This window comes from Kluyvera sp. (genome assembly GCF_047971185.1).
Classification (GTDB): domain Bacteria; phylum Pseudomonadota; class Gammaproteobacteria; order Enterobacterales; family Enterobacteriaceae; genus Kluyvera.
Genome location: NZ_JBKDZH010000056.1, coordinates 57431 through 70931, shown reverse-complemented (window position 1 = coordinate 70931; position 13501 = coordinate 57431). Strand labels below are relative to the sequence as shown.

The following is a 13501-nucleotide window of genomic DNA, read 5'->3' as shown; positions in this document are numbered from 1 at the left end:
TTTTCCCTCCCTGGAGGACAACCGTGTCTAAGCGTCGTGTAGTTGTGACCGGACTGGGCATGTTGTCTCCTGTCGGCAATACCGTAGAGTCTACCTGGAAAGCTCTCCTTGCCGGTCAGAGTGGCATCAGCCTGATCGACCATTTCGATACTAGCGCCTATGCAACGAAATTTGCTGGCTTAGTAAAGGATTTTAACTGTGAAGACATTATCTCGCGCAAAGAACAGCGCAAGATGGATGCCTTCATTCAATATGGAATTGTCGCTGGCGTTCAGGCCATGCAGGATTCTGGCCTTGAAGTGACGGAAGAGAACGCTCACCGTATTGGCGCCGCTATCGGCTCCGGTATTGGCGGCCTCGGCTTGATCGAAGAAAACCACAGTTCGCTGGTCAACGGCGGGCCGCGTAAGATCAGCCCATTCTTCGTTCCGTCCACGATTGTTAACATGGTGGCAGGTCATCTGACCATCATGTTCGGTCTGCGCGGGCCAAGCATCTCGATCGCGACTGCCTGTACTTCCGGTGTGCATAACATCGGCCAGGCCGCGCGTATCATCGCTTACGGCGATGCAGATGCGATGGTTGCCGGCGGCGCCGAGAAAGCCAGTACCCCGCTGGGCGTGGGTGGCTTTGGCGCAGCGCGCGCGCTGTCTACCCGTAACGATAACCCGCAGGCGGCAAGCCGTCCGTGGGATAAAGACCGCGACGGCTTCGTGCTGGGCGACGGTGCGGGCATGGTGGTACTGGAAGAGTACGAACATGCGAAAAAACGCGGCGCGAAAATCTATGCAGAAGTCGTTGGCTTCGGCATGAGCAGCGATGCGTACCACATGACGTCACCGCCGGAAAACGGCGCGGGCGCGGCGCTGGCGATGGTTAACGCCATTCGCGACGCGGGCATTGAAGCCAGCCAGATTGGCTACGTCAACGCCCACGGTACCTCTACGCCAGCGGGCGATAAAGCAGAAGCGCAGGCCGTTAAGTCTGTCTTCGGCGACGCCGCCAGCCGCGTACTGGTCAGCTCCACCAAGTCCATGACCGGCCACCTGCTGGGCGCGGCGGGTGCAGTAGAATCTATCTACTCCATCCTTGCGCTGCGCGATCAGGCCGTTCCGCCAACCATCAACCTGGATAACCCGGATGACGGTTGCGACCTGGACTTCGTACCGCACGAAGCGCGTCAGGTGAGCGGCATGGAGTACACCTTGTGTAACTCCTTCGGCTTTGGTGGTACCAACGGCTCGCTGATCTTTAAAAAAGTCTGAGCCAGACGGCCTGATGGCTGTCGGTCACTATGCTGATATAGGCCCGCCTGGCGGGCCTTTTTTATTCAGCTTTCTCTGCTTGTTCAAGACGTTCCATCCTGCCAAACTACCCGTCCATCAATAAGGAGCCGCTATGTTCTTAATTAATGGCGTCGAGCAGCATACCCTCGCGGTGAATGACCGTGCCTCACAGTTTGGGGATGGGTGTTTTACCACCGCACGCGTGGTGAATGGACGCATCCAGATGCCTGCTGCCCACCTCGGGCGGCTTAAACAGGCCTGCCAGCGGCTGTCTTTGATATTTGATGAGTGGGTGACGCTGGAGCAGGAAATGCAGCAGCTCGCGCGACAGCAATCCGATGGTGTTCTTAAAGTGATCATTAGCCGTGGCCCCGGTGGGCGCGGTTACAGCGCTAGCGGTTGTAACACGCCAACACGGATTGTCTCGACTGCCGCTGCACCTGCACATTACGCCGAATGGAAGGGGCGGGGTATCACGCTGGCGCTCAGTCCCGTTCCCCTGGGACGCAATCCTTATCTTGCGGGTATTAAACACCTCAATCGCCTTGAGCAGGTGCTGATTCGTTCTCATCTTGAGCAGACAAACGCCGATGAGGCCCTTGTCCTTGACAGCGATGGGTGGCTTACGGAATGCTGTGCCGCCAATCTGTTCTGGCGCTGTGACCGCGATGTGTATACGCCGCGCCTCGACCAGGCGGGGGTGAACGGTATTATGCGGCAATTTATTATCGCCCAGCTGGCACACTCGCCGTATCGCGTTGTCGAAGTGAATGCGCGGCCAGAGGCGCTGGCGCAGGCGGATGAAGTGATTATCTGCAACGCGCTGATGCCGGTGATACCCGTGCAGCGTTACGCGGCGTGGCAGTGGCCTTCCCGCGAGCTTTATCAATTTTTAGCCCCACTTTGTGAGTCGTCTGATTAGCATGATGAAACTGTTACGTTTTGTACTCCTGATATTGGTTGTCCTCGGCATTGCCGCTGGCGTCGGCATGTGGAAGGTACGCCAGCTGGCGGACAGTACGCTGCTGATTAAAGAGGAAACCGTCTTTACGCTGAAAGCGGGCACCGGGCGACTGATGCTGGGCGATCAGCTGTACGCCGATAAGGTGATCAACCGTCCGCGCGTTTTCCAGTGGCTGCTGCGCCTGGAACCCGAACTGTCGCACTTCAAGGCCGGCACCTATCGCTTTACCCCGCAGATGACCGTCCGTGAGATGCTGCAGCTGCTGGCCAGCGGTAAAGAGGCCCAGTTCCCGCTGCGCTTCGTCGAAGGTATGCGTCTGAGCGATTACCTCAAGCAGCTGCGTGAAGCTCCTTATATAAAGCACACGCTCAGCGACGATAGCTACGCCACCGTCGCCAAAGCGCTGGCGCTGGATAACCCGCAGTGGGTGGAAGGCTGGTTCTGGCCGGATACCTGGATGTACACCGCCCATACCACCGACGTGGCGATCCTCAAGCGTGCGCATCAGAAAATGGTGGCTCAGGTCGATAAAGTCTGGGAAGGGCGGATGGACAATCTGCCGTACAAGGATAAGAACCAACTGGTGACCATGGCCTCGATTATTGAAAAAGAGACCGCGGTGGCGGAAGAGCGCGATCGCGTGGCGTCGGTGTTTATTAACCGTCTGCGCATTGGCATGCGTCTGCAGACAGACCCGACTGTCATCTACGGTATGGGGGATCGCTACGACGGCAGGATCTCGCGTAAAGATCTTGAGACCCCAACCGCGTATAATACCTACACTATCGCTGGCCTACCGCCGGGCGCGATTGCCAGCCCGGGCGAAGCGTCGCTGAATGCCGCCGCGCATCCGGCGAAAACGCCGTATCTGTATTTTGTGGCGGATGGCAAAGGCGGGCATACGTTTAATACCAACCTTGCAGACCATAACCGGTCGGTGCAGGGTTACCTGAGAGTGCTAAAGGATAAAAATGCGCAGTAATTACATCGTCATTGAAGGACTGGAAGGGGCGGGTAAAACCACCGCGCGGGATGTGGTTGTCGACACCTTGCGCAGCCTCGGCGTGAACGACCTGCAGTTTACCCGCGAGCCGGGCGGCACGGTGCTGGCAGAAAAGCTGCGCAGCCTGGTGCTGGACATTAAATCGGTCGGCGACGAAGTGATTAGCGACAAAGCGGAAGTGCTAATGTTCTACGCCGCGCGCGTGCAGCTGGTCGAGACGGTGATCAAACCCGCGCTGGCCAGCGGCCAGTGGGTGATCGGCGATCGCCACGACCTCTCTACCCAGGCTTATCAGGGCGGCGGTCGCGGGATTGACCGCACGATGCTGGCCACCCTGCGCGACGCGGTGCTGGGCGACTTCCGCCCGAATCTGACCATTTACCTCGACGTGACGCCGGAAGTGGGCCTCAAGCGCGCCCGCGCCCGTGGCGATCTGGATCGTATCGAGCAAGAGTCGCTGAACTTCTTTAACCGCACTCGCGCGCGCTATCTTGAGCTGGCGGCGGCGGATGACAGCATTATCACCGTTGACGCGACACAGCCGCTGGAGAAAGTGATGAGCGATATCCGCGATGCGGTCACCGCGTGGGTCGCGGAGCAGCAAGCATGAAATGGTATCCGTGGTTACGTCCGCCGTTTGAGCAGCTCGTCGCGAGCTATCAGGCCGGTCGTGGTCACCACGCGCTGCTGGTTCAGGCCCGCAGCGGAATGGGGGCCGATTCGCTGGTCTACGCCATTACCCGCTTTTTGATGTGCCAGAACCCGGACGGCCATAAAAGCTGCGGCCAGTGCCACAGCTGCCAGCTGATGCAGGCCGGGACGCACCCGGACTACTACGCGCTACAGCCTGAGAAGGGCAAAAGCACGCTGGGCATCGATGCCGTCCGCGACGTCAGCGAAAAGCTGTACGAGCATTCGCGCCTCGGCGGTGCCAAGGTGGTGTGGATAGCCGACGCCACGCTGTTCACCGAAGCGGCCGCCAACGCGCTGCTGAAAACGCTGGAAGAGCCGCCGAAAAACACCTGGTTTTTCCTCGCCTGTCAGGAGCCTGCGCGGCTGCTGGCGACACTGCGTAGCCGCTGTCGCTTTTTCCATCTGGCCCCGCCGAGCGAGCAGTATGCGCTGGCGTGGCTGGAGCGAGAAGCCAGCGCTTCGCGCGAGACGCTGCTGACGGCGCTGCGGTTGTCCGATCATGCCCCTGCGGCGGCGCTCGCGCTGCTGGCACCTGAAACCTGGGCGACGCGTGAAAAATTCTGCCAGGCGCTGGGGGCTACCCTCGCCAGCGGTGATTGGCTGGCGTTTTTGCCGTCGTTGAACCATGATTCAGTCGTACAGCGTTTACACTGGCTGTCATCGCTGCTGCTGGATGCGCTCAAGTATCAGCAGCGCATTACGCGCCTGACTAACGCCGATAGCCTGCCGCTGGTCAGCCAGCTGGCGCAGACGCTTTCCGGCGCGCGCCTGCAGGCCATCGTCGCCGATGCCTGCACCTGCCGCGAGCAGCTGCAAAGCGTCACGGGGCTGAACCGCGAACTTATCCTCACCGAGCGCCTTCTGCGCTGGGAACAGTATCTGCAACCCGGTGTGGTGCTGCCTGCATCCCACCTCTAAGAGAGACATTATGTTTTTAGTCGACTCGCACTGCCATCTCGATGGCCTTGATTATCAATCCCTGCATAAAGACGTGGATGACGTGATGGCAAAAGCCGCCGCGCGCGACGTCCGTTTTGCGCTGGCCGTCGCCACGACGCTGCCGGGCTACCGTCATATGCGTGAGCTGGTGGGCAATCGCCCGGAAGTGGTGTTCTCCTGCGGGGTGCATCCGCTGAACCAGGATCAACCCTACGACGTTGAAGAACTGCGCCGTCTGGCGGCAGAAGAGGGCGTGGTGGCGATGGGCGAAACCGGCCTTGATTACTTCTATACCCCGGAAACCAAGCCGCAGCAGCAGCTGTCGTTCCGTCACCATATTCAGATTGGTCGCGAGCTGAACAAGCCGGTGATCGTCCATACCCGCGATGCCCGCGCCGATACGCTGGCGATCCTGCGGGAAGAAAAAGTCACGGATTGCGGCGGTGTACTACACTGTTTCACTGAAGATGCTGAAACGGCAGGCAAGCTGTTGGATATGGGGTTCTATATCTCGTTCTCCGGGATTGTGACCTTCCGTAATGCGGAACAGTTACGCGAAGCCGCACGCTATGTCCCGCTGGACAGGCTGCTGGTTGAGACCGATTCGCCTTACCTGGCGCCGGTTCCGCATCGGGGTAAAGAGAACCAGCCGGCGATGGTGCGTGACGTCGCTGAATACATGGCGGTACTGAAAGGCGTCAGCGTTGAACAGTTGGCCCAGCAGACCACCGAGAACTTCTCGAACCTCTTCCATATCGATCCCGCCCGCCTGCAATCCGCCTGATTTCAGAGCTTATTTTAATGCTCGTAATTAATGGTCAAAGCGAGTACAGTTCACCGCCGTAAAAGTGGCGGTGAATGTTAATCTTGCAACATACAGACACGTTTTATGTAAAGAAGATTAAGTTTGTACGTCACAAGTCTTTGAAACGTGATTGTCGTCAAACAAACTGACGCTGAATTATTTTACTCTGTGTAATAAATAAAAAGAGCCCTTAGAGGCTCGATTACCGGTGAGGTTCTCCCCTCTCACCTATGCGTGAAAACGTAGATAAAGTACAAATACTCAGGAGCACTCCTTATTATGTTTAAGAATGCATTTGCTAACCTGCAGAAGGTCGGTAAATCGCTGATGCTGCCGGTATCCGTGCTGCCTATCGCAGGTATCCTGCTGGGCGTCGGTTCCGCAAACTTCAGCTGGCTGCCAGCCGTCGTTTCTCATGTTATGGCAGAAGCAGGCGGTTCTGTTTTTGCTAACATGCCGCTGATCTTCGCTATCGGTGTGGCGTTAGGCTTCACCAATAACGATGGTGTATCCGCACTGGCCTCCGTCGTCGCTTATGGCATCATGGTGAAAACCATGGCCGTGGTTGCGCCACTGGTACTGCACTTACCGGCGGAAGAAATTACCTCTAAACACCTGGCTGATACCGGTGTTCTCGGCGGTATTATCTCCGGTGCCATCGCTGCGTACATGTTCAACCGCTTCTACCGCATCAAGCTGCCAGAATACCTGGGCTTCTTCGCCGGTAAGCGCTTTGTTCCGATTATCTCAGGTCTGGCCGCTATCTTTACCGGTGTGGTTCTGTCCTTCATCTGGCCGCCAATCGGTACTGCTATCCAGACCTTCTCTCAGTGGGCTGCGTATCAGAACCCGGTTGTGGCGTTCGGTATCTACGGCTTCATCGAGCGTTGCCTGGTGCCGTTCGGTCTGCACCACATCTGGAACGTACCTTTCCAGATGCAGATCGGCGAATACACCAACGCGGCAGGTCAGGTCTTCCACGGCGATATCCCGCGTTACATGGCGGGCGACCCGACTGCGGGCAAACTGTCCGGTGGCTTCCTGTTCAAAATGTACGGTCTGCCGGCAGCGGCTATCGCTATCTGGCACTCTGCTAAACCAGAAAACCGCGCCAAAGTGGGCGGTCTCATGATCTCCGCAGCGCGGACCTCGGTCCGGACCGGTATCACCGAGCCGATCGAGTTCTCCTTCATGTTCGTTGCGCCGATCCTGTACATTATCCACGCGATTCTGGCTGGCCTGGCGTTCCCGATCTGTATCCTGCTGGGTATGCGTGACGGTACTTCCTTCTCGCACGGTCTGATCGACTTTATCGTGCTGTCCGGTAACAGCAGCAAGCTGTGGCTGTTCCCGATTGTCGGTATCTGCTACGCGATCGTGTACTACGTTATCTTCCGCGTGCTGATTAAAGCACTGGACCTGAAAACCCCGGGTCGTGAAGACAACACTGAAGATGCCAAAGCAACCGCAACCAGTGAAATGGCTCCGGCGCTGATTGCAGCCTTCGGCGGGAAAGAAAACATCACTAACCTTGACGCATGTATCACCCGTCTGCGCGTGAGCGTAGCCGACGTAGCGAAAGTGGATCAGGCTGGCCTGAAGAAACTGGGCGCTGCGGGCGTGGTTGTGGCAGGTTCCGGCGTTCAGGCGATTTTCGGGACTAAATCCGATAACCTGAAAACCGAGATGGACGACTATATTCGCAATAACTAAGTTATTTCGCGGTCGTAAATTTGGGGAGACTAAGGCAGCCGAATGGCTGCCTTTTTTACGTCTGACGGATGGGGACTGGTCCCGGCGGCGCTTCGCCTGGACGGGCTACCTGGAACCTGTAGCTCAGGCGCCGGGGAACGCGATGCTCAGGCAGACAAAATAGGGAGCCTTATGGCTCCCTTGGTTTTGTCTGGCAATTAAATCAGAACTGATAGCTTGCGGTAATGCTTACGTTGCGAGGTTCACCGTAAACGATAGAACCGTCGATGTTGGTGTCGTAGGTTTTATCAAACAGGTTGTTGATATTGCCCTGTAGGGCAAAGTTTTTCGTCACCTGGTAGCGGGTGAACAGATCTACCAGCGCGTAGCTGCTCTGTTCCGCGCGGAAGGTACCGTATGACGTCACGGTATCTTTGTATACCCGGTTCTGCCAGTTGACGCCGCCGCCGACGGTCAGCTCAGGCATCACCGGCAGGCGATAGCTGGTGAACAGCTTGACGGTGGTGCGCGGCAGATTCGGGTTCACCGCCTTGCCGTCGCTGTCTTCCGCCACATAGCGGGTGGCCCCGAAGGTCATCTGTCAGTTATCGGTCAGCGCGCCGTTGATCTCAAACTCTACGCCTTTGCTGACGGTGCCGTCGGCGGTGGTGTAGGCGATTTCGCCGTTGCTGCCAGGAATTGGCACCCCGGTAGACTGCGCCAGGTTGTCCTGCTCGATGCGGAACACCGACAGCGTGGTGGTCAGGCGGCTGTCCATCCAGTCAGATTTCAGACCCACCTCGTAGTTATTGCCGGTAATCGGCTTCAGATATTTTCCGGAGCTGTCTTTGTCGTTTTGCGGCTGGAAGATGGAGGTATAGCTGGCGTAGGTCGACCAGTTATCGTTGATGTCATACACCAGACCCGCGTACGGCGTGGTGTGGTTTTGCTCCATATTGTAGGACAGCGTGTTGACGCTCCAGTTGGTGTAGCGCGCGCCGACGATCAGGTGCAGCGGGTCGGCCAGCGAAATACGGGTGGCGGCGTACAGCGACTTCATGCGCGTGGTGTCGTCCTGCGCCAGGCTCTGCGGAGCCCAGTTGGTTTGCGGGAAGCTGGCGCTGTTGAAGTTATCGAAGCTGCCAATCTGATCCGGGAAGACGTTGTCCCACGAGCTGAAGTAACGGTTGTTCTGCTTGCTGTAGCTGCCGCCCAGCATCAGGTTATGCTGACGGCCAAACAGGTCGTAGCTGCCGTCGGCGTACAGATCCAGCGCGTCCACTTTACGTTTACCGCTGTTCCAGCCCGTCCCGCCCACGTAATCGTAGCCCGGCCCATAGCTGCCGTACGGGCCAACCAGCGTGCCATCGGCTTTATTCACATAGGCGTCGACGTACATCATCTTGCTGTCGAACTTTACTTCGGAGTGGGTGGCGTTCAGCGTCGCCTGCCAGGTATCGGCGAAGCGCTGCGTCAGCGTCATAAAGACTTTGTTGATGTCTTTGTCGTTGTAAGCCCAGTCCGGCGCGGTGCTGTGCGCGCGATCGTAATGGTTAGTGCTGCCGTCGGTATTCCAGCGCGGCAGGCCGCCCCAGGTTGGGCTGTTGATATTAATCTGCTGATACTCATAGCCTACCGACAGGGCGGTGGTGTCGCCGAGGTCGGCATCGAGAATACCGGAGAAGAAGGTTTTTTCGTTGTTGTAGCGGTCGAGCCAGGAGTCGTTGTTCTGATAACCGGCCACAATACGCGCGCGCACTTTGCCATCGTCGGTCAGCGGGCTTTGCAGGTCGGCGACGTAGCGCTGCTTGTTCCAGCTGCCGTATTCGGCAGAAAGGTTGCCTTTGAAGGTTTGGCTGGTGGCGTGTTTGCGCACCATGTTGATCGAGGCGGAAGGGTTGCCGGTGCCGGTCATCAGGCCATTTGCACCGCGTACCACTTCCACGCGTTCAAACAGCGCGGTGTCGGAAAGGGCGTCGCCCAGATTCCAGCGGGATTCAAAATAGGTCGGGATCCCGTCGACCATGTAGTTATCAATCTCAAAGCCGCGAGAGTAGTAGCTGGTACGGTCGGAATCGGCCTGGCTGCTGGTGATGCCCATGGTGTTGTTCATCACGTCGCCCAGCGTTTGCAGCTGCTGATCCTGCATGCGCTGCTCGCTGACGATGGTGACCGACTGGGGAATATCGCGCTGGACCATCTGCATTTTCGTGCCGGCGGTGGTGGTTTTAACGCTGTAGTCCTGCGTTTCGCTGTCGGTGCCCGTATTGCTGGTGCCGTCAACGATAATCGTATCTTCGCCAGCGGCAAAGCTTAAGCCGGGAGACAACGCCAGGGCGATGCCCATGGCCAGCATTGACGGCGCCAGGCGGCCGTTGCGGATGTTGGAAGAGTGAGACATATAAACCCTTAATCAATCGTCATTTTTTTCCCGCCGCTCTGTGGCGACGGTCGTGTTATAGGCCAACGCGCATGCATATATATGAATGCAAATGAGAAATATACGCATTTTTATTATAATGTAAACAAAAGTAAGCACGGGATTTGTCAAGAATGAAACGGGATTTCAGGCAGGGGCAGAAAGCAATACGGCCGCAAGCGCGGCCGTATCCGAGTGAAAATTAATAGAATCAGCAGGTTATATTTTTCAGGCGAGGGCGTTCTCTTCAAGCTGATGCATAAACTGGCGCACCCACTCCATGCGCGTTTTGCGTTCGCCCAGCTCCTGGAAGAACTTCAGGCGCGTCGGGCCGTCGAGGCGGAAGTGCTGCGGCTGTTTTTGCAGCAGGCCAATCAGCCACGTCGGATTGACGTGATTCTTCTCGGCAAACTCAATCACGCCGCCTTTCTCATTGCCTTCCAGCTTGCGGATCCCCAGCTTCTGCGCCTGCTGGCGCAGCCGGGCGATATCGAGCAGGTTGCGTGCGGCGTCCGGCAGCAGGCCAAAGCGGTCGATCAGCTCCACCTTAATCTCTTCCAGCTCGCTTTCGTTTTTGGCGCTGGCGATGCGCTTGTAGAACGAAAGGCGCGTGTTGACGTCGGGGATAAAATCATCCGGCAGCAGCGACGGCATGCGCAGCTCAACTTCGGTTTGCTGGCTGGTTAAATCTTCCAGCGACGGCTCGCGGCCTTCTTTCAGCGCATCGACGGCGTTTTCCAGCATCTCCATGTACAACGAGAAGCCGATGGACTCCATCTGCCCGCTTTGCCCTTCGCCCAGCAGCTCGCCCGCGCCGCGAATTTCGAGGTCGTGAGTGGCCAGCGCAAAGCCTGCGCCCAGATCTTCCAGCGAGGCGATGGCCTCCAGGCGTTTCTGGGCGTCGGGGGTCATGGCTTTCGGGTGCGGCGTCAGCAGCCAGGCGTAGGCCTGGTGGTGCGAGCGGCCCACGCGACCACGCAGCTGGTGCAGCTGCGCCAGGCCAAAGTGGTCGGCGCGCTCGATGATGATGGTATTGGCGGTCGGGATATCAATGCCGGTCTCGATGATGGTAGTGCACACCAGCACGTTGAAGCGCTGGTGGTGGAAATTGTTCATCACCCGTTCCAGCTCGCGCTCGCGCATCTGGCCGTGGCCGATGGCGATACGCGCTTCCGGCACCAGCTCCGCCAGCCTGTCTGCCGCTTTCTGGATATTCTCCACGTCGTTATACAGGTAGTACACCTGGCCGCCGCGCAGGGTTTCACGCAGAATCGCTTCGCGCACCACCAGGCTATCGTACTCGCGTACGAAGGTTTTCACCGCCAGACGACGGGCGGGCGGGGTGGCGATGATCGACAAATCGCGCATTCCGCTCATCGCCATATTCAGCGTACGCGGGATCGGCGTGGCGGTGAGGGTCAGAATGTCGACGTCGGCGCGCATCGCCTTAATGCGCTCTTTGTGGCGCACGCCGAAGCGGTGCTCTTCATCGACGATCAGCAGCCCCAGATCGCGCAGCTTCACGTCGCTTTGCAGCAGTTTGTGGGTACCGATCAGAATATCGATTTTACCCTCGGCGGCCTCGGCCAGAATCTGGGTTTGCTCTTTGGCGCTGCGGAAGCGGGAGAGCATTTCAATGCGCACCGGCCAGTTGGCGAAACGGTCGCGGAAGTTGTCATAATGCTGCTGCGCCAGCAGGGTGGTGGGCACCAGCACCGCCACCTGCTTATGGTTCTCGACCGCGAGGAAGGCGGCGCGCATGGCGACTTCGGTCTTGCCAAAGCCCACGTCGCCGCACACCAGGCGGTCCATGGCCAGCGGCTGGCACATGTCGCTAAGCACCGCGTTGATCGCCTGCGCCTGATCCGGGGTGGTTTCAAACGGGAAGCTGTCGCAGAACAGTTGGTACTGTTCGCGGTCATGCTTGAAGGCAAAGCCTTCTTTCGCCGCGCGCTGGGCGTAGATATCCAGCAGTTCGGCCGCCACGTCGCGCACTTTCTCGGCGGCTTTTTGCCGCGCGCGGGTCCAGACGTCGCCGCCCAGCTTATGCAGCGGCGCGTTCTCTTCCGCACCGCCCGCGTAGCGGCTGATCAGGTGCAGCGAGGAGACCGGCACGTACAGTTTAGCGTCATTGGCGTAGGTGAGGATCAGGTACTCGGCGGTAATACCGCCCGCTTCCAGGGTGGTCATCCCGCCGTAGCGGCCCACGCCGTGCTCCAGGTTCACCACCGGCTGGCCGATATGCAGCTCCGCCAGGTTGCGAATCAGGGTATCCGGGTTGATGGTCCGTCGCGCGTCCTGACGACGCCGCGCCACGCGCTCGCCGAGCAGGTCGCTCTCGCAAATCAGCGCCAGATTGTGCCGGGTATCGATGAAGCCGTGCTCGGCGGCGCCAATCATCAGATAGTGGCCTTTGCCGCTGGCTTCATCCAGCCGCTGGATCCGTTTTGGCGACAGCTTGATGCGCGCCAGCAGTTCGCCTAAGGCTTCGCGGCGGCCCTCGCTTTCGACCGAGAACACCACCGGCCCGCTAAAGGACTCGGTAAATTTGCGCAGGTTGTCTAGCGGCGATTTGTTCTGCGCCTGCACCGAGAGATCCGGCAGCGGCTGGAAGCCGAGGTTGGTATTCGCCGCTTTGTCGGCCAGATGCTCGGTTTTAAGCTGGATGCGCGGCCATTTTTTCAGCTCGCTGTTCAGCTCTTCGGTACGCAGCCACAGCGCAGCAGGAGGCAGCAGCGGGCGCATCGGATCGACGCCGCGGTTTTCAAAACGCGCCTGCGCGTCGGCCTGGAAGCGGTTGGCGCTGGTCTCGAGGTCGCCAGTATTCACCAGCAGGGTGTTGGCCGGGAAGTAGCTGAACAGCGGCGGCAGGGGCTCGCTAAAGAACAGCGGCTGCCAGTACTCAATCCCGGCGGGCAGCGTGCCTTTGCTCACCTGCTGGTAGATATGCTCGGCGTCGCGTTTAACGTCGAACTTATCGCGCCACTGGCTGCGGAACAGCTCGATGGCGGTTTTGTCGGTCGGGAATTCGTGCGCGGGCAGCAGGTTAATGGCCTCAACTTCTTCCAGCGTGCGCTGGCTGTCGACGTCGAAGACCCGCAGGCTATCGATTTCATCGTCGAAGAAATCAAGGCGATACGGCTGCTCGCTGCCCATCGGGTAGAGGTCGAGCAGCGCGCCGCGGGTGGCGTATTCGCCGTGTTCCATCACCTGGTCAACGTGGCGGTAGCCGGCGCTATCAAGCTGGCTGCGCAGGGCGTCGCGCGACAGGCGCTGGCCTTTTTTCATCACCAGCGCGTGGCCGTGCAGGAAGCTATGCGGGCAGACGCGCTGCATCAGCGTGCTGACCGGCACGATCAGCACGCCGCGCTGCATGGTAGGCAGCTGGTACAGCGTCGACAGGCGTGAAGAGATGATGTCCTGGTGCGGCGAGAAGCTGTCGTACGGCAGCGTTTCCCAGTCGGCGAGGTTCATCACCAGGCTGTCGGTGAACTGGCCAATTTCATCGTGCAGACGCAGGGCGTTTTGCATATCCGGGGCGATTAACACCACCGGCCCGGCATGGCGTTCGGCGATATCCGCCACCAGCGTCGCACAGGCCGCGCCGGTCAGTTCGCCAAGCTGGCGCTGGTCGCCGGGTTTTGTCGGTAGGGCATAACGGGCAAGTTCAGGCATAGTCAGCGCACGTTCTCCAGAAGAC

At 58.7% G+C, this 13501-nt stretch carries 8 protein-coding genes and 1 pseudogene; 7 read left to right on the top strand and 2 right to left on the bottom strand.

Annotation, left to right across the window (positions count from 1 at the left end; translation table 11 throughout):
• The first annotated feature begins 23 nt into the window (after nucleotides 1-23).
• The 7 genes from fabF to ptsG all read left to right on the top strand — a co-directional run bounded on the left by fabF (nucleotide 24) and on the right by ptsG (nucleotide 7403).
• Nucleotides 24-1265, top strand: a complete 1242-nt coding sequence (gene fabF, locus ACK5JN_RS16305; protein WP_416871132.1) for a beta-ketoacyl-ACP synthase II — start codon at nucleotides 24-26, stop codon at nucleotides 1263-1265.
• Between the two features lie 133 nt (nucleotides 1266-1398).
• Nucleotides 1399-2208, top strand: coding sequence for an aminodeoxychorismate lyase (pabC, locus tag ACK5JN_RS16300; protein WP_416871128.1), 810 nt, complete (start codon nucleotides 1399-1401; stop codon nucleotides 2206-2208).
• Between the two features lies 1 nt (nucleotide 2209).
• Complete coding sequence (gene yceG / locus ACK5JN_RS16295) at nucleotides 2210-3232, top strand: cell division protein YceG (RefSeq protein WP_416871127.1); 1023 nt, start codon at nucleotides 2210-2212, stop codon at nucleotides 3230-3232.
• Complete coding sequence (tmk, locus tag ACK5JN_RS16290) at nucleotides 3222-3863, top strand: dTMP kinase (protein ID WP_416871126.1); 642 nt, start codon at nucleotides 3222-3224, stop codon at nucleotides 3861-3863. The genes yceG and tmk overlap by 11 nt, the downstream gene beginning before the upstream one ends.
• Nucleotides 3860-4864 carry a DNA polymerase III subunit delta' gene (holB, locus tag ACK5JN_RS16285; RefSeq protein WP_416871125.1) on the top strand — a complete coding sequence of 335 codons (1005 nt, stop codon included), beginning with the start codon at nucleotides 3860-3862 and terminating at the stop codon, nucleotides 4862-4864. The genes tmk and holB overlap by 4 nt, the downstream gene beginning before the upstream one ends.
• Nucleotides 4865-4874: 10 nt before the next feature.
• Complete coding sequence (locus ACK5JN_RS16280) at nucleotides 4875-5669, top strand: metal-dependent hydrolase (protein WP_416871124.1); 795 nt, start codon at nucleotides 4875-4877, stop codon at nucleotides 5667-5669.
• A 300-nt stretch (nucleotides 5670-5969) separates the two neighbouring features.
• Nucleotides 5970-7403: a PTS glucose transporter subunit IIBC gene (gene ptsG, locus ACK5JN_RS16275; RefSeq protein ID WP_416871123.1), complete on the top strand. Its 1434-nt coding sequence runs from the start codon at nucleotides 5970-5972 to the stop codon at nucleotides 7401-7403.
• A 202-nt stretch (nucleotides 7404-7605) separates the two neighbouring features.
• Here the strand turns inward: ptsG and fhuE are convergent.
• A pseudogene (fhuE, locus tag ACK5JN_RS16270) lies at nucleotides 7606-9783 on the bottom strand (ferric-rhodotorulic acid/ferric-coprogen receptor FhuE).
• A 246-nt stretch (nucleotides 9784-10029) separates the two neighbouring features.
• Nucleotides 10030-13476, bottom strand: a complete 3447-nt coding sequence (gene mfd, locus ACK5JN_RS16265) for a transcription-repair coupling factor (protein ID WP_416871122.1) — start codon at nucleotides 13474-13476, stop codon at nucleotides 10030-10032.
• Between the last annotated feature and the right edge of the window lie 25 nt (nucleotides 13477-13501).